General features: G+C 49.1%; 20 protein-coding genes. 5 read left to right on the top strand and 15 right to left on the bottom strand.

The annotated features are described in order from the left end of the window. Nucleotides 1–5: 5 nt before the first annotated feature. From ACFQS8_RS13020 to ACFQS8_RS13045, 6 genes are all read right to left on the bottom strand, one after another. The gene (locus tag ACFQS8_RS13020; RefSeq protein WP_382168058.1) at nt 6–305 is read right to left on the bottom strand and encodes a hypothetical protein; all 300 of its coding nucleotides are present in this window, start codon (nt 303–305) and stop codon (nt 6–8) included. Between the two features lie 40 nt (nt 306–345). Further along, complete coding sequence (locus ACFQS8_RS13025) at nt 346–612, bottom strand: hypothetical protein (protein ID WP_382168059.1); 267 nt, start codon at nt 610–612, stop codon at nt 346–348. 75 nt (nt 613–687) lie between these two features. After that, nucleotides 688–1,092 carry an envelope stress response membrane protein PspC gene (pspC, locus tag ACFQS8_RS13030; RefSeq protein WP_382168061.1) on the bottom strand — a complete coding sequence of 135 codons (405 nt, stop codon included), beginning with the start codon at nt 1,090–1,092 and terminating at the stop codon, nt 688–690. A gap of 28 nt (nt 1,093–1,120) precedes the next feature. Next, on the bottom strand, nt 1,121–1,396 hold the full coding sequence (pspB, locus tag ACFQS8_RS13035) for an envelope stress response membrane protein PspB (RefSeq protein ID WP_382168063.1): 276 nt from the start codon (nt 1,394–1,396) through the stop codon (nt 1,121–1,123). After that, entirely contained in the window at nt 1,396–2,064 is a 669-nt protein-coding gene (gene pspA / locus ACFQS8_RS13040; protein WP_382168065.1) for a phage shock protein PspA, read from the bottom strand. Before pspA ends, pspB begins: the two co-directional genes overlap by 1 nt. A 25-nt stretch (nt 2,065–2,089) precedes the next feature. Next, nucleotides 2,090–2,227 carry a hypothetical protein gene (locus tag ACFQS8_RS13045; RefSeq protein ID WP_382168067.1) on the bottom strand — a complete coding sequence of 46 codons (138 nt, stop codon included), beginning with the start codon at nt 2,225–2,227 and terminating at the stop codon, nt 2,090–2,092. 205 nt (nt 2,228–2,432) lie between these two features. Between ACFQS8_RS13045 and pspF the strand changes: the two genes are divergently transcribed. Next, a complete protein-coding gene (pspF, locus tag ACFQS8_RS13050; RefSeq protein ID WP_382168069.1) occupies nt 2,433–3,602 on the top strand; it encodes a phage shock protein operon transcriptional activator in 1,170 nt (389 codons plus the stop codon). 123 nt (nt 3,603–3,725) lie between these two features. Beyond that, a complete protein-coding gene (locus ACFQS8_RS13055) occupies nt 3,726–4,760 on the top strand; it encodes an MORN repeat-containing protein (protein ID WP_382168071.1) in 1,035 nt (344 codons plus the stop codon). A gap of 7 nt (nt 4,761–4,767) precedes the next feature. Here the strand turns inward: ACFQS8_RS13055 and ACFQS8_RS13060 are convergent, their stop codons facing one another. Then, nucleotides 4,768–6,168 (bottom strand): hypothetical protein, encoded by a 1,401-nt coding sequence (locus ACFQS8_RS13060; protein ID WP_382168073.1) that lies wholly within the window; start codon nt 6,166–6,168, stop codon nt 4,768–4,770. 178 nt (nt 6,169–6,346) lie between these two features. Here ACFQS8_RS13060 and ACFQS8_RS13065 point away from each other — a divergent pair, with 178 nt between their 5' ends. From ACFQS8_RS13065 to ACFQS8_RS13075, 3 genes are read left to right on the top strand one after another with little or no spacing between them, the layout of a single operon-like run. Then, nucleotides 6,347–8,740, top strand: coding sequence for a tetratricopeptide repeat protein (locus tag ACFQS8_RS13065; protein ID WP_382168075.1), 2,394 nt, complete (start codon nt 6,347–6,349; stop codon nt 8,738–8,740). A gap of 12 nt (nt 8,741–8,752) precedes the next feature. After that, nucleotides 8,753–9,202 carry a YccF domain-containing protein gene (locus tag ACFQS8_RS13070; RefSeq protein WP_382168077.1) on the top strand — a complete coding sequence of 150 codons (450 nt, stop codon included), beginning with the start codon at nt 8,753–8,755 and terminating at the stop codon, nt 9,200–9,202. A gap of 5 nt (nt 9,203–9,207) precedes the next feature. After that, the gene (locus ACFQS8_RS13075; RefSeq protein WP_382168079.1) at nt 9,208–9,795 is read left to right on the top strand and encodes a 3'-5' exonuclease; all 588 of its coding nucleotides are present in this window, start codon (nt 9,208–9,210) and stop codon (nt 9,793–9,795) included. 22 nt (nt 9,796–9,817) lie between these two features. On the opposite strand, the gene ACFQS8_RS13080 is transcribed toward ACFQS8_RS13075, so the two are convergent. From ACFQS8_RS13080 to ACFQS8_RS13115, 8 genes are all read right to left on the bottom strand, one after another. Beyond that, on the bottom strand, nt 9,818–10,648 hold the full coding sequence (locus ACFQS8_RS13080; RefSeq protein WP_382168081.1) for a TIGR00282 family metallophosphoesterase: 831 nt from the start codon (nt 10,646–10,648) through the stop codon (nt 9,818–9,820). 92 nt (nt 10,649–10,740) lie between these two features. After that, nucleotides 10,741–11,028, bottom strand: coding sequence for a hypothetical protein (locus ACFQS8_RS13085; protein ID WP_382168083.1), 288 nt, complete (start codon nt 11,026–11,028; stop codon nt 10,741–10,743). A gap of 280 nt (nt 11,029–11,308) precedes the next feature. Continuing rightward, nucleotides 11,309–11,959: a 5-formyltetrahydrofolate cyclo-ligase gene (locus ACFQS8_RS13090; RefSeq protein ID WP_382168085.1), complete on the bottom strand. Its 651-nt coding sequence runs from the start codon at nt 11,957–11,959 to the stop codon at nt 11,309–11,311. A gap of 229 nt (nt 11,960–12,188) precedes the next feature. Next, nucleotides 12,189–13,604 (bottom strand): alginate export family protein, encoded by a 1,416-nt coding sequence (locus tag ACFQS8_RS13095; protein WP_382168087.1) that lies wholly within the window; start codon nt 13,602–13,604, stop codon nt 12,189–12,191. 85 nt (nt 13,605–13,689) lie between these two features. Continuing rightward, nucleotides 13,690–15,090, bottom strand: coding sequence for a patatin-like phospholipase family protein (locus tag ACFQS8_RS13100; protein WP_382168089.1), 1,401 nt, complete (start codon nt 15,088–15,090; stop codon nt 13,690–13,692). Between the two features lie 105 nt (nt 15,091–15,195). Next, the gene (locus tag ACFQS8_RS13105) at nt 15,196–15,453 is read right to left on the bottom strand and encodes an HNH endonuclease (RefSeq protein ID WP_382168091.1); all 258 of its coding nucleotides are present in this window, start codon (nt 15,451–15,453) and stop codon (nt 15,196–15,198) included. Nucleotides 15,454–15,455: 2 nt separating this feature from the next. Then, a complete protein-coding gene (gene folD, locus ACFQS8_RS13110; protein WP_382168093.1) occupies nt 15,456–16,349 on the bottom strand; it encodes a bifunctional methylenetetrahydrofolate dehydrogenase/methenyltetrahydrofolate cyclohydrolase FolD in 894 nt (297 codons plus the stop codon). Then, nucleotides 16,330–16,662, bottom strand: coding sequence for a DUF167 family protein (locus ACFQS8_RS13115; RefSeq protein ID WP_382168095.1), 333 nt, complete (start codon nt 16,660–16,662; stop codon nt 16,330–16,332). Before ACFQS8_RS13115 ends, folD begins: the two co-directional genes overlap by 20 nt. Between the last annotated feature and the right edge of the window lie 6 nt (nt 16,663–16,668).

A 16,668-nucleotide genomic window follows, 5' to 3' on the forward strand; every position in this document is an offset into this window, starting at 1 on the left:
TTTAATTAATTGCGTTCTGCATCAACAGATTTGCGGACGGTGGATGCATCGGAGCGAAGATCTCTAAATTCGCGTTGTAATTCGCGGTCTTCACTTGTCACGATCGTTTCAAGTGCGGCAAGACGGGAGGTGATGCGGTCAAGTTGCTCATTCATTTTCATCAAGATTTCATCGCGCTTTGCATTAGATGCATCACTACGTTTGAAGTGCTTTTTCTTGTGGTGGCTTCCTGCAATTGCTTCGATGGTTTTTGCAGCCATGACGAGTGCTACAATACAGACAACCATTATTTGCCCACTATTCATATCCATTCCCTCTTCTAAATAACGTTCTGTATTGTCGATCTTAGCTTAAAATACTTAGCGCAGTAGACGTTGCCGTATCTTTGTACTTTTTCCAGTTGATGTCGAGGAAGGGGCAGGTTGGTGGGCATTGCTCGTGATTAATGATGAGTGCTGGGCTATTGTCTGCCTCGCTATGAGCGATTTTGACTTCGATGCCTGCGGTGCGAACGCTGACTTCACCTGTTTTGGCGGCGGTTGTGATGCCGATTAATCCGGCGGCTAAAAGCCCTGCTGCAGCGAGTATGCGTGTTGAAAATAAAAGTGCCATTGGTAGTGTCCCTCTCCCTCCTTCTGCATCACCGGACCTGTTCTTTAAAGGGCCGGTAAGGCAGTTGGATGCATGTTAACTTTGCTCTAAATCTCGAAATTGCTTGCGAAGGCGCCACTCATCTGATGTGACGGCTTTTTCGATGCCTTGCATGCGATCTTCAAGGTCCATGAATTTGTATCTGATGTTAGATAATGTAACTTTCGGGCGGTCAGATACGCCCTGCCAAAAAGACTCTTCATCCTTTGTCATGTTGTGCATTGTGCGACGCTTTGGTGTGACCATCCATGTGATGATGTATCCAACGAAAATGACGCCAGAAAAAACACCTGTGATCATGGAGACTACCGCGGCGATGCGGACAAGAAGCGGGTCCCATCCCATACGCTCTGCAATGCCTGAACATACACCACCAATAATGCGGTCGTTTGACGGGCGATAAAATCTCTTCGGATTTTTATAGTTTGAATACTCGTCCATTTTGCTGTTCCTTGTTCTGTCTTGGCGCTTAGCTATCGAAATCTCTGCCTGGATCGCGCAATGGGTCCGGGCGGCGGTTTGAGGTGGCGTCTGGACGCCCCTCTGGTTCGATAAGGCGCTCTATGGTTTCTATGCGGCGCTCCATTGTGCGGGCGGAGCGCCATAAATCTTCCAGCATTCTCTCATCATCAGCAGAGAGCCCCTTATTGGAGCGCCACATTGTGAAATAATGCATGCACATGCCGGGGAAGATGACGAATATCGACAAGATTGCGATAATCGGGATGAGGATTTCTTCGTCCATTACATGTCCGATCCAGATTTCTTGCGGGCTTTAAGTGCCTTCAGTTCCATTTCGACACTCTCGTTGACTGCAAGCTCTTCAAATTCGCTTTCTAGCGTTTTGCTCTTGATGTCGTATGTGTCAGCGTAAGCTTCCAGTTCGTCGACTTTGCGCTCTACGGCTGCGTAGCGGTGGAGGGCGTCTTCAACTTTTGAATCGTCAATGCGTGAGCGAACTTTGATGCGTTCTTCTGCAGCTTGGCGGCGGACCATCAAAGCGCGGTGCTTTGTTTTTGCTTCTTCAAGTTTGGCTTGAAGCTTACCAAGGTCTTCTTGGCGTTTGGCTGCTGCATCATCGACTGCGGCAAGGGCTGATTTGCGGCTTTCGATTTCGCGTTCTGCGCGTTGCTTTGCGGCAAGTGCCCCGCGAGCAAGGTCTTCACGGTCTTTTTCGATTGCGAGTTCAGCTTTTGCTGACCAGTCGTCACGGACAGTTTGAAGTTCACGCATTTCACGTTGAAGTTCTTTTTTGTCTGCCATTGTGCGGGCTGCGGCAGTGCGAACTTCTACAAGTGTGTCTTCCATTTCTTGAATGATAAGACGTGCGATTTTCTCAGGGTCCTCAGCCTTGTCTAGCATGGCGTTGAGGTTTGAGTTTATAATGTCTCCAAAGCGAGAAAAAATTCCCATTTTCGGTATCCTTTAGGGTAAGAGATTAAAAGAGAATGCGCGCAATGATCACGCCTGCTACGAAGAAACCCCAGTTTTCAATTGGGCGAGACTTAAGCCAGTTGCCCAACCGCTTAAGTGTGTCCTCGGTTGAGGTCTTTGTGTGATCTGTTGAGTCGTACATGCGTTTATTCTCCATTGTTGGCGGCCCCTTATCGCCGTGCATGCCAACTACTTTGCAAACAGCGTGCCAGTTTTAAGTTAATTTTATTGTGCATTGTATTTATTAGATTTTTTAATTTAACGCAGGGTGTGTGATTAAATTAAATGTATAAATAATGCATTTTATAAATGTACAATTTATACATTTTGTGTATGTTTTTAATATTATGATAGGATCCGCACCAGAATTAATTGGACAATCCCCCGCTTGGTTGGAAAGTCTTGAGCGTGTGTCGATAGCGGCACCAATAGATCGGCCTTTACTTGTTGTGGGTGAGCGCGGGACGGGTAAGGAATTGATAGCTGAGCGCGTGCACTTTCTCTCAAAGCGCTGGGATGGGCCTTTTGTGAAGGTCAATTGTGCGGCGCTTTCGGATGATTTGCTCGATTCTGAATTGTTTGGGCATGAGCAGGGCGCGTTTACGGGCGCAACAAAGCGGCGCTTAGGTCGGTTTGAGCAAGCAGATAAGGGTACGCTTTTCCTCGATGAGATCGCGACGGCGAGCATGGAGGTGCAGGAAAAGCTATTGCGCGTGATTGAGTATGGTGAGTTTCAGCGCCTTGGTGGTGAGGATGTGCGCCATTGTGATGTGCGCGTGGTGGGGGCGACAAATGTGGACTTGCCTTCTCGTGCTGAAGATGGGCGGTTTCGTGCTGACTTGCTGGACAGGCTGGCCTTTGATGTTATCACGCTTGCGCCCTTACGTGCGCGGGGAGAAGATATTGCAGACCTTGCTGAATATTTTGGGCAAAGAATGGCGCGTGAAATTGGGCATGTTTTCCCTGGATTTTCACGTGGTGCGATAGCCGCGTTTAAGGCTTATGACTGGCCGGGGAATGTGCGGGAATTGAAAAATGCTGCGGAGCGCGCGGTATATCGTGATCTGGCAACGCGAGCGACGCATGAGATGGATTTGCCGATTAATCTCAATATGGATGCGCTTGATCCATTTGTGTCTGGGTTTCGGCCTGCGTCTGAACTAGGCGATGAGTTGGTCCGCAATAAGGGTGGTGCATCACAGGATAAGCCGCGCCATGTGGATAAGGTTGATTATCTGGGGGAGGCGCTTGAGCATCATAGCCCAAATGCACCAATTGACTTTGAAAAGCAAACCGCCGCCTTTGAGCAGAGATTGATTGATGATGCATTCGCGGCGTGTGACGGCCATCAAAAGCGCACGGCGGCGCATTTAGGTTTGAGCTATAATCAGTTTCGAGGTTTGTTGCGTAAATATGGGTATCAGAAAAATGCACCGCGAGATTCTGTTGAGACGGAAGGTGAGCTGGATGCGACAGCAAAAGCCCTAAAAAATGACACGCCCATTGCCGGAATGTAGGGCGTATTGGCAAAGAGGCTGAGTTTTCGCAATTGAGGGCTAGCGCTAAGTGCTGGTTTGCGCGTAAATTTCAAACAAGGTTAATGCCCTTATCCCGTCAGTAGAATTCAAACAGGTGATTTTATGTCCACGGCCCGTCCGCTTACATATATGTGTGATGAAACTGATCCTGAATTAACGGCAGAGTTTCTCAATTGGCTCAAACGCTTTGAGGTACGTACTGAAGAGATTGATGAAAGTTCAATCCATTTCCCGCCAGATTTGATTTTGCTCGGCTCACGTTCTGAGACATTTATGATTATGGACCCCGCGACCACGGATGGTTCGCACTATGTGGTACTTGATAATGATCCGCCAAAGCAGGTTGCCAAAGGCGTGTTCCGAATAACGACGGCCACTATGTCTGGGCTGGAAGATGAGTGGAAAACATTGCTGCGCGTGATTGGGCGGCAGATTGGAATGCCGAGCTTGCCATTTCGGGCAAAGGAAATCTTTGAAGAGGGGGAGGATTCTCTCAATATAGATTTCGTCGAGTTAGAGGAAAGTATAAAGCAAGCTGATGAAGCGCGCATGGAGCGCTACACGCTAACATTTGCTCGCAAAGCGGGTACTGAGTTTCAGCGGCTTGTGGATGCTGAAGATTACACGGATGAAGCGGGGCAAGCGTTTATCTCTGCACGTTATTCAGAACGACGTGGAATTGAAGCGGCGCAGAATGCGCGTGAAGAGCTTGGAAAGTCTTTCTCTCACACTAAGCCAAATACATCAGGTGTGTGTTGGGGGCGGATCAGGTGGAAGAAGACTGAATTTGTTGAGAACATTCTGTATGAGGGTGAGACTGACGGCGTTGATGCGCATGGATTTGGGGTGTTGAGCCAAGATGTAAACGGTAGGCAGCAAACCTATAGCGGGCAGTTTATTCGCGGCGAGCGCGCGGGTTTTGGTGTGGGCTATGATGATGTGCTGACATGGGTGGGGGCATGGATGGATGATCAACCTCGTGGTCATGGCGTGTTCTTGCAAGGCAAAAATCAAGCTTCTGCCAACCATGTTCAGGGAGAGGTGTTTGTTCCGATCCTCACTAAAAATTATGTATTCAAGAAAGAGCAAAATAAGAAGCTGGGCCGTTTTAAGGGAAAGGCCAGTAAATCGCTTTGAAGGCTTGCTATGAGGACTTGGGTCCGTGGTCAGCTTCTCTGTTGGCTTCCTGAATATCGGCAAGACGCATGACTTGAGGGCGACGAGCGATACGTTTCTTGCCTTTGCTTTCCATCATAGCGCGTATGAGCGTTAGGAACATGATGCCAAGGTCTACCGCGATACTGGCAAATAGAGCGATGAATTCCTTTTCGCCAAAATTTACATTTTTGTCGGCATTTGCACCCCAAGGCGGGGAGATGGTTTTCGCGAGGTTGAAGAATGCGGCACGTGTCGCTTTGGGGCCTTCCGTGAACTCAAATTCTGGCGCATCCATATCATCCAAAGAGCGAAGAGATTGGGCGGATGCGCGGAGTTTTTCAGTAAGAACTGTATCCCAACAATAGGATGGATCGTCTGCGCGGGAAGGGTCTGCGCGGTTTGGGTTTTGTGGATCTGGGCCGACACCGCCGGCAAGTGTTTCAAGGCGCTCTGCAAAGAGGGGCGCATTAGAGGCGCGCAAAGCGTTGGCCTTGGCTGTGAAAGCACGGGCATCATCAAAAACTTGGGTGAAGACGCGCTCTCTTTCCAATGAAGTTAGGCGCGGTGCTATTGCAAGCTTTTGCAGGAGGGCGGCTTCATCTGCATTTGTTACGCCAGAGGGTACATTGTTTGTGGCGAGCGCTGTGATGCGGTGTTGTAAAATAGTGCGATCATCGGTGAGGCGGCCAATCCAGCGATCTGATACATCATCGCGTAATGCTCTTGCGCGATCTGCAAAAGCAAAACGGGCGCGTGTAAGGGGGCCGTCACCTTCTTTAGAGTTGGGGCGGTTGGAGCATGTGCCACCGACACTTGCTTCAATATCGGCGCGGTCTCGTGCTGTCATTGCAGCACCGATGACAGAGTTTTCAACCGTGCTGAGGGCTTCGTTGGCTGCATCTACTGAAGTGGAGACTTTTTCGATGGCGGCGGAAAATTGGTTTCGGGTAAATTCTTCGCCTGCAAGCTCTTTCCAGAAGAAACCATATCCAAATCCGACGGACCAGAAGGCAAAGAATAGATAGAAGAAACACGCAAGAATGCGCAGCGCGATACGGCGTTTATAGGTTTTTGAGGTCGCATTTGGGTTTTCTAACAAGTCATTCTTGGTGGGTGTTTCGCGCACGGGTTTCATGCCGACGCCAAGGGCGGCGTTTAGCCCCGCGACCATTGTCAGAACGACAAAGACTGTGATGCCCCAAATGGGTGCGGCCTCTGCCAGAGTCAGGGACGTTTTACCTGCATTTGCCATGCGCAGGTCAGAAAATCCCATTGCTGTGGCGATGATGGAGACGACAATAAAACCAGCAAGTGCGACAAGGCTAGCACCGTGACCTGTGAGGAATGACCAGAACTTACCTATTTTTGTCAAAGCACTATCGGACACGCAAACTCCTGAAATAGTTTAGGCACGACTTATTGGCTTAACCAAGAAAGCCAAGAGGACATAAGAAACCCCAGACCGTGAATCGCTTCAAGGGGGAAAACTATAAACTTGATAAAGGCCTTACCTCACTTCATTGTGAATGCTAGGAGTTTTGTAGGTTAAATATGGGACAGAAACCATGACAGACGCCAAAAATATAGATGTTGCAAATACGACGGCTGAAAAAACCGATGTGTTTATCTCTTATAGCTCTAAAGATCGTGACAAAGCGGCATTGGTTGCTGAGGCGCTTGGCAAGTCTGGTTTGAATGTCTGGTGGGACCGTTCCTTATTGCCCGGCGATAGTTATGAAGTGACGATTGAGAAGGCGTTGAAAGACGCAAAAGCGGTTGTTGTATGTTGGACGGAAAATGCGGTTGCGTCTGACTGGGTGCGATCGGAAGCAGATGATGCGCGCGTGCATGGCAAATTATGTCCGGTTATGCTGCAAGTTTGTAATATCCCAAAACCCTTTGACCGAATCCATACTGAGGATTTGAGCGGTTGGCATGGCAATCGAGACCATCATGCCTTTCAGGAGTTAGAAGAGGCGGTAAAAGCACGTGTTGAAGGGCGTGCGGCGAAGGCTATTCCTTGGAAACGTAAATGGATTACGCGCGGGGCGCTTGTCTCTTTCCTTGCGATGGCGGGTGTGGCGGCTGCCAATGTGTCTTTGGTCAAAGATTTGCTGGTGGATGATGATGCGCGCATTGAAAAACTGGTTTCAGAACAGATAGCGGCGGCGCTGGCGGCATCCGGCAAAGATATGGATGCACGTAGTACTGAAACATTAAAGGACGCCGTGAATGCTGTGTTTCGCTCATCCGACATAGAGAAAGCTGCAGCCCGTGAGGCCTTGGCGGCGGGGAATGTTGAAGGAGCTGCTTTGTCACTTGCGGAAGTGGCGGCGCGTCAGGCCTTGGCGGCGGGAAATGCTGTGACGGCGGCGGCGCAAAGCTATAGCGAAGCGGGCGCGTTGTTTGCGGCAAGTGATACGAGCAAAGCTGTTGATGCGTATCAAAAATCATTGGAATTGGTGCCAAATAACCCAGATGCGGCCAATGGTTTGGCTCCCTTGTATGAACGTTTAGGACGTATGGAGGAAGCAGAAGCGCTTTATACCTCCATTCTAAATGGTGTGGGGACAAGTGACGAGAAATGGCGCGCAAAAGCACTGGGTAATTTGGCTTTGATGGCAGAAGGGCGTGGTGAATACGAAACTGCGCTGGCGGGTTTGACAGAAGCAAAAGCCATTTTTGAGAAATTGCGTGATCAAGGTGCGGTGGCGCGCGCGCTCGTGAATTTGGGAAATCTAACCCATGCGATGGGGGATTATGAAAAGTCCATTGATTATTCTGAACGCGCTTTGGCGCTGTCCAAACAACTAGGTCTACCTCAAGGGGAGGCTGCGGCGCTGGGCAATATCGGTTATGCGAAAATGTCGCTAAACGATTATGAGAGCGCACGCACCCATTTTGCGCAATCGCTAGAGGCGATGGATCGCGCAGGCATGGAAACTGAAAAGGGCAATGCGTATTTGAACCTGACCCTGATGTTATCAAATGAAGGCAAATTGAATGAAGCGGAGGCGATGGCGCGTAAGGCGTTGGACCTCGGCACGCGGATGCAATCTCGTTTGATTGAAGGCGGGGCGCTGAATCACTTGGCGATTATCGCGCGGGATAGGCAAGAATATGATCAAGCATTGGCCTTTCATGCCGAGGCAATAGCCGCGTTGGAGCAGATTAAGGCGCGCAATTTGATAGTGCGTGAATATCGCTCGCAGGCAAATACAGCTATCGCAATGGGCGATGGTGAAAAGGCGATAGAACTCTACAAGTCTGCATTGGCTGTGGCTGAAGAGATGCAGGATGTGACAACGCAGGTGCGCGAATTAAGCTCTGTGGCGGAGGCGGAGTTTAACATAAATGGCGTGGACGCGGCATTGCCGTATATTGAGGATGCGCAGCAAAGGTGTGTAGCGGCGGGGGATGATGCTTGTCTTGCCAAAATTTTGCGCATTCATGGCGAATATCAAACCTATGCAGGGGATATGCCGAAGGCTGTTAGCCTTATCGGGCAGTCGGTTGAGTTGTATGAAAGCATAGGCGAAGTGGATGCACAGCTTGACGGCCTGAGGCGTATTGCGCGTATCGCACAATCGGTTTCATCAGCTGATCTAATTTTGCAGGCCACGGACGAAAGTCTTGCATTGGCTAGATCGCGCCAACCTGTTGATCATGAAGGTATTAGTTCCGATTTAGAAATGCGGATTGAAGCACTGTTTCGCCAAGATAGAATTGATGAAGCGATTGTGGCTGCACGAGAGAATATAGATATTGCGACAGCTTATCAGGGAGAATATCGACCTATAATGCTGGCAAATGCGCATGTGATGATGGCCAATCTCATCAAAACAAAAAATCAGAACGAAGACGCAGACACCCATTTTCAAAACGCGATTGCATTGCTGGAAGAAAGTGGAAAACATCCTGAACAATTGGCCAGTATTCGCCAGATGGCAGGACAGTAGGAGCTTATTTGAGTGGCATTACTAGGCAATATATTTTGGTATTTCCCTTTTTTCGGCTTTGTGTCCGCAGCGATTGTTTGGCTGATTGGGATGTTGCTTGTTGTGACTGTAGTTGCGGCCCCATTGGGGACGGGATTGGTTGAGTTGGGACGATTTCTTTTCTGGCCATTTGGTAGCCGTATGGTGCAAGCCAAGCATGTAGGCGGGGTGATTGCTCAAAATGGTTTATGGCGCGTATGGGGCTGGTTAGTGCTTCTTTTATGGTTGCCGATAGGTATTGTTCTTGCGCTTGTTATGATCGTAAAAGGCGTCTTGATGTGCGTGACGATTGTTGGAATCCCTGCCGGATTAGCGATTTTAAAGTCTGTACCGACGGCGCTAAATCCGGTTGGAAAACGGCGCGTATCGAAGATTGAAGCCGAAGAAATTGAACGCGCACGATTTCACCAAAATAGAAGTTGATGAATATGAGTGGGTGCCCGCCTGAGGATGAATATCGATTTGTTGCGCTGGATGTTGAGACAGCCAATAATGATCGGGCGAGCATTTGCCAGATTGGTTTAGCGTGCGTGGATTGGGATAATCAAATATCCAAATGGTCCATTTATGTGGACCCTGAAGTGTCTTTTTCTAGCTTCAACTCCAAGCTACATGGCATTAATGCTGACACCGTTGCGAGGGCAAGTGCATTTCCGGATGTTTGGGGGCGGCTTGGCCCTTTTTTGAAGCAATTCTCGATGGTGCAACACAGTCGTTTTGATGAGTTAGCTATCAATGCAGCATGTCAAAAATACATGCTCGATATACCGCGTCTTAAATGGACAGATAGTGTGAAAGTTGCCCAGCATGCTTGGCCCCAATTTAAAGGTAATGGCGGGCATGGGTTGGCAAGCTTGAAAAAACGGCTTGGTTTAAGCTTTAAACACCATGATGCAGGCGAAGATGCAGGCGCATCAGCGCAGATAATTTTGCGGGCAGAGGCTGTGTTGGGAGATCAATTTGCCAAAGTGACGACCATCCCTACAGTGAGGCAGTTGCAGCTTCCACTTTGGTAAAAATACTGAGTGTTATTCGCGTCTAAACAGGCTCAACATTTGGATAAGCAGGTTTTAGGCGGCCTCCAACGCGAATGGGATCGATACGCTTGGCAAGCCCTGTTGCATCATCTGTTTCTACATAGACACCGCACATCGTGCCTTCGCCATCAGCGGGTTCCATGCGGGGGCTAGGTAAGCGTGTCGTTTGTCGTTGGATGATAATTTCTTTTTTCATACCAATAACACTGTCATAGTCACCGCACATGCCTGCATCCGTCATATAGGCTGTACCGCCCGGATAGATTTGATCATCAGCAGAAGGTGTGTGCGTGTGGGCCCCGACAACGAGGCTGGCTTGACCATCAATGAGGTGCCCAAGGCATGCTTTTTCTGAGGAAGCTTCTGCGTGAACTTCAACGATGATCGCATCGGCAACTACACCTAATGGCGCTGCTTCAATGGCGCGTAATACGCCTTGGAATGGATCATCAAGGCTATCCATAAAGACACGGCCATGGATTTGAACAACATATACACGGCGACCATCTGGAAGCGTGTAGAGCTGTGCGCCGCGTCCAGGAATTTCAAGGCTTTGCGGGTAGTTGTAGGGACGGATCAGGCGAGGTTCGCGCTCGATATAGGTGAGCATTTCGCGCTGGTCCCATGAGTGATTTCCCAGCGTTATGCAGTCTGCTCCAGCGTCAAATAGGCTATTTGCGATTTTCTCTGTGAGGCCAAAACCACCTGCTGCATTTTCACCATTCACGACGACAAAGTCGAGCGCTAAATCACGGCGGATATCGGGTAGATTGTCGATCACAGCATGACGACCGGAGCTTCCGACGATATCTCCGAAAAAGGCTAAACGCATAGATAGGTCCACATTGGCAAAGGGGCATAAAAAGGGAGGCTTTACGCGTTTGTGGGGTGAATGTGAATAGCCGTGATTAAATTGAAGCGGGCTTAGTGTACTTTTGTAACTTCATCAATTTTGTAAATTTGTAAGCCATTGCACATGATGGAGACTGTTTTATATGGCTTTTTAGCAAAACCTTCTGCGTATTTTGCACCAATTTCTGCTTGGACAGGTGCGTCTGCTTTTACGAGATCAAGTGTTAGGTTTTCGTCGGTTGTGTATGCGTCATTGCGCTTGAGGATTGCATACCCTGCCTCTTCATTGAGGTCGGCGGTGACGTGGATGATACGGTCGCGGCGGGGTGTTTTGGCGTCTTTTACTATTGGTTGCGGCATGTGGTTAACCCATGCATAAGCGCTTAAAACCTCCATCTGGCATGCCTCTGCTTCCGCTGTGGTGCCTTCCTGCTGGGGGTTATGGCAGCACGAGATGAGGCTTAGGCTTGCCAGTGCTATAAGCGAGGTTCGGAGGTGGTGCATTTCAGTGTCTCCATGCCAAAATTGGCATTGATAGAAGAAGGGTGGAGGTGCTTTTAGAAGTGTAACTCATAGCTTCTAAGTTGCAATGCATCTATGTGCTTGCATTCATCACTTGGTGATTGAGTAGGGTGAAGCGTTAGGTGTTGTCGTTTTGGTTTTGTGCGTTTGGATTTGCGCGGGCTAAAAATAGCGGCACAGAATTATTGGGTGTTTCGGCCCAATCAAGCGCGATATCGTGAGCCTCTGTAGGGACAGCATCAACTTGTTGTTGAGAATAACCAATACCGACATAAAAGCAGGGACCATCTTCGCGAAGGGCTTTTATCGTGCGGTCATAATAGCCTTTGCCATAGCCTAGACGTGCTCCACGCGCATCGAATGCAAGCAAAGGGGCAAGCACGAGTTTGGGGCGTATTTCGATGGCATCGGAAGCAGGCTGTAATAGACCAAATGGACCTTTGACGAGATCTTCTGGTTTCTCGTGTAGACGGAACGTCATCTCGCCTGTGTTTTCCACGCGTGGCAGAACGATTTTTGCACCTTGTTTGCGAAGACGATTGAGCAAAGGAAGCGGGTCCAACTCCTCCTCGATTGCGCGGTAGCCAGCGACAACGGGACCAAAGCGTTCAAGCAATTTCATCGGGAAGCGTTTGGCCAACTTGTCTGCTGCATCAGGGTCACGTGCAGCGGATTCGGCACGGATTTCCTTCATGTGAGCGCGTAGGATTTCTTTTTGCTGAGCATTGGCTGATGTCAAAACGAGATCCCATTCTTTTTGTGTCGTCATAAGTGGAGGCGGCGCCACAGTCGCCGTGGGGTATGTAGATTCCCATCGACCCAGCAAGCTAGGTGGGCGCCGGTTAGTTAGGACCACGGTCCAGTCCAGAGCCAGCTCCCTGATGAAAATGTAAGGTCGCTGGAATATAACTTCCCTACACAAACGCCGCAGCAAACCGCCAAGCATTCATGTAAGCGCGATATGGGCATACAACAAGTGAATGTTTCGTGGGGAATGCCTAAAAGCTGAAAATAAAGGAGGTGTAACCGTAAAAGGTCTCATCTTCATTGGAAGCATTCGGGGCATTTTTGGCAAAGTCACCTTTGATGAATATGGAACCACCCGTTTCAAGGCGCAAACTATCGGGTACGACCCAATATCTAATGCTGCTATCAAATGTGTGACCGATGAAATCACCTGATTGACCCGTTATGTCGCGCTGATTTGCGACGATCCAAGTATCTGTGTCTGAAGAGAGGTAGCCTGCATTATAAGTCAGGCGTGCATCCCAACGCGCACTGGGTTTAACTTGAATGCGTGTTCCTATGGCGGTGAGGTTTGCGGGTGAGAATGGGCCATAGATTGATGTGTTGTTCAGGTCTGTTCTGCGGGAACCAAAAAGATACTCATATTGATTGTATTCGGCATCTGTGGGGTCTTCATCGCCAGACGTGTGAAAGTATTGTGCCGCAATACGCGGCTGCCAAGGCGCATTGAATGTGTAACCTACAGATGAGAAAAAGGTTTGTGCGTCAAAGTCCAAATCTGTCGTAGCGGTAGGGGAGGAAGAGCCGCGATGTGTTCCTGTGCGCCATGATGTTTCAATTTCCATATCCCATTGGCCAGTCTGAGGCTTTCGCGCAAGACGAAAACCAGGCTCGATGAATTGACGATTGGGCGTGGGTGTTGAAGCGGTGTCTTCTTCATTCAAGCCATATAGAAATGCTTCTGCCGTGAGGTTGGACGCAATTTCAGGAAAAGCATTTGCGCGGCGATAGTGTATACCCCAAAAACGGCGTTCCCATTCTTCTGTATCTCCAGAGAGATTGTTATCGTCTAAATCGGAGGGATTGGCGGGATTGCGGTCGATTGGGACGACATAGAGAAGGTGTAACTCATCGCCTGCTTTGTTTTTAGAGGTCGCGTGGATACCGGTATATGCTTTGATGACATTGGCAAAGGATGCGCGGTCTATTTGGCGCTTTGCACCGATTGTTACTGTTTGGCGGCCTAATTTCACGTCCATATTGGAATCTGCACCCAAAAGACCGGGCGTTGTGAATTGTGCGTAAAATTGCAAAATATCTAATGGGTTGGTGATGCTGCTAGAGTTAGGTGTTCCTGCATCATCCAAATAGGTGCGGCTATCTTGAAGTTCTAACCCAAATTTTAAGGGGCCTGTGTCGATTTTTGTATGAATGAGGGTGCGAGCAAGAAGCAATTGGTCGCTACCAGTGCCGCCCGCACGAAATTGCCCATCTAAGGCTTCATACCTGATACGTGATTCACCTGAAACGCTGATATAATCGGGCAGACTATTATTTAGGCGGAAGGCTTTATCTGGCTCTGCATTGGCGACTGCGCTTAACGATAGGACGGAGCAAGAAAAGCTCAGTACACTGATTTTGAAACTGTATAGTTTAGGTAAGCGCATAATTCTAAATTTATCTCCATTTACAGGGCCATCACTGAGGGTTGGAGGTATATTTCACAAAATCCCGAAATATAAAAATGAAAACTTAGCTATCAAAGGCGTGTGGCAGTATCAAAGAGGCCGGATCAGCGTTTAAATCACCACGAGACGGCAGGGGTCTGCGCCCATGTCTATCCATGCCAAACCAGAATTGGCCTACATGCTCACCTATTGTTTCTAGGCGGTCCATGTTTGTTTTTGTTGAGTTTTCTAGAGCGCGCATGGTTTTGATCATCTCGTCCACACCCTTTTTAGGGAAGTCGCCAAGGAAGTCATTTCCGTCAAATAAGTCATCGCCCAATATGTCGCGGATAGCAGGCTCGTCCAGATCGACATCAATGCGTTGGAAATGGAGAAGAGAGTCATTCATAATGCCTAAATCGTCCATATCTCCAAGTTCGGAATTTATCTTAATTGGGAAGGCGGGGTCGGACATTGCTTGAAGCCAAGTAAGTCCGTTTGTGGAGGTATCGGGTATCATGCCACGCAAGGCTTCAATTGCTTTTAGGCCTGCCATTTTGCCTTTGAAGTCGGAGACATCAAAAGTTGGCCGGAAAGCCCCTGTACCAAGGGAAAGCACAGAAATATTGTCTGCTCCGGTCTTCCAACCAAAGCCGAATGGGGATTTAGGTTCACCCTTCCATGTAGGCCAAGGTTTTGCATTGTCGCGCCATTTCATCGTGGCAACGAGGAAAGCTTGCATGGCAGGATTATTGTGGGGACTAACGCCGCCATCAAAGAATAACGCTTTTTCTACGGGTGAGATTTGCTTTTCGACGGGGCTTAGGAAAAAGGGTGCGGATGCGGACGCTTGGACCACTTCTTGCAGGATATAATGTTTGTTCGCGATGAATTTTTCACCCGGTCCGCCATTGGCGTCGTAAAAACCTTGCCAGTGCGGTGAGTTCCATTCCCAATATTTAGCTTTGGGGTTGTTGGTTAAAATCCAAGGGCTGCCTTTATCAATACGCTTAGAGCATATCATTAAGCCGGTTTGCAGATAATCTGTTCCAAGTTCGAGGCAATGATTTGGGTCAGCACCCTTAGAAATTAGAAAATCGCGAAAGCAATCATTGATAACTTTGGTGAGTTTGCGTGAGTCAAATTTGGGCACCATCCCAATAATGCCGTGTTTTTTCGTGCCAAAAACATCATTGGCGAGAGTGCGATAGAGTGCCTTTATTTCGCTGACCTTATAACCAAGGGCGAGCAGAGTTGCCATGATTGCGCCGGTGGATGTGCCTGCTATGAGATCAAAATAATGGCAGAGGCGAAAGTCTTCACGTTCAGCAGCAGGGAGGCGGTTGGCGAGTTTAGCTTCGACTTGCTCAAGAATGCCGCAAGTGAGAATGCCACGTACACCGCCGCCATCAAGGGCTAGAATACGTTTGCGTCCTTCTGCGAATAGGTGAGTTTCCAGTGATTTTGGTCGAAGTGCGTCTCTCATTGCGTATCCCTCGCTCTGTCCCCGCATTAACTATGGCAGTTTCAGATTGATAACGAAAGAGCCAAAAATGAATGAGATTGGCTTATATTTATGACACGCGAGATGCTAAAGCTGATCGCCTTTTGCTTTGTTACATATCGCATGAAGGAGCTGGAGATTGGTTAGATCATCCTTTCCGCCCTTTGAGACGGGGTGGATATGGTCAAATGTGGGGCGCTGCTTTTTCCACACATTAGCATGTGGCGTATCAAAACGCGATTGAGGCATGGCTTGTTGGCAAAGCGCGCACAGCCCTTCTTGTTTGGCCCAGAGTGTATCGAACCAGCTTTGAGGGAAGGGCTGTCTGTATTTGGAACGTGACACGCTTATGCGTTGAGAATATCTGGTACAGACCATCCACGACGGGCGCAGGCCGCGAGGACGGTGTTTTGCAATAGGCAAGCAATTGTCATTGGACCAACGCCGCCGGGAACTGGGGTGATGTGTCCTGCAATGTTTTCACAGCTGGAAAATTCTGCATCTCCAACAAGGCGTGATTTGCCTTCACCACGCTCAGGCGCATCTATACGGTTGATGCCAACATCAATGACAGTCGCACCAGCTTTTACATATTCGCCGGTGAGCATTTGTGGACGACCTACGGCTGGAACTAGAATGTCTGCTTCACGGCATACCGCCGCGAGGTCTTTGGTGCGGGAGTGTGCGATAGTGACGGTGCAGTTTTCGGCGAGGAACAAAAGTGCGGCAGGCTTCCCTACAAGGATGGAGCGCCCAACCACGACGACATGCTTGCCTGAAAGATCGTCTCCTAAAGCACGTTTTGCTAGGATAACGCAGCCGCTAGGTGTGCAAGGGCGAAGGCCCAGTTTGCCAAGAACAAGGCGTCCGGCTGAGGCTTCTGTAAGCCCATCTACATCTTTGTCAGGGCTGATTTTTTCAATCGCAGCATCGGAGTCTAGCCCCTTTGGAAGTGGGAGTTGAAGTAAAATTCCATCAACTTCATCATCAGCATTTAAAGCGGCGATTTCGGCTTCGACCTCAGCCTGCGTGGCGTTGGCAGGTAAGACGCGGTGAAGGGAGCGCATGCCGCATTCTTCAGTCTGTTTGATCTTAGAGTTTACATAGACCTGACTGGCGGGGTCTTCGCCCACAAGGATAACGGCGAGCGTGGGTTGGCTGGGAAGTGCTTTTACAGCGCTTGCAACATTTACGCGGACATCCGCCGCGATCGCTTTTCCGTCAATTCTTGATGCAGCCATTTGCGCCTCCATAAGTGTGCTCAAGTTGTGCTGATAGGTGTGCACCACCGCTTATGCGAATGGTCTTTAACCGATCCGTAGACCCTTTGACTACACTCACGTGTGATTTAGGCATTTTAAAATGCGTTGCGAGGAGTTTTTCCACCGCTTTATTAGCTTTTCCCTTATCAGGGATCGCACGGACGCGCACTTTTAGGTGCGTGCGTCCGGCGGAGTCTTGTTCTGGAGGCTCAACAGCATCTTTAGATGCATTGGGTGTGGCGCGGACGATAATTTCTAAATCATCGCCGCTGATTTTCCAGAATACGGACATTGGGTG

This window comes from Hirschia litorea (assembly GCF_042665075.1).
In the GTDB taxonomy this organism is placed as follows: Bacteria; Pseudomonadota; Alphaproteobacteria; order Caulobacterales; family Hyphomonadaceae; genus Hirschia; species Hirschia litorea.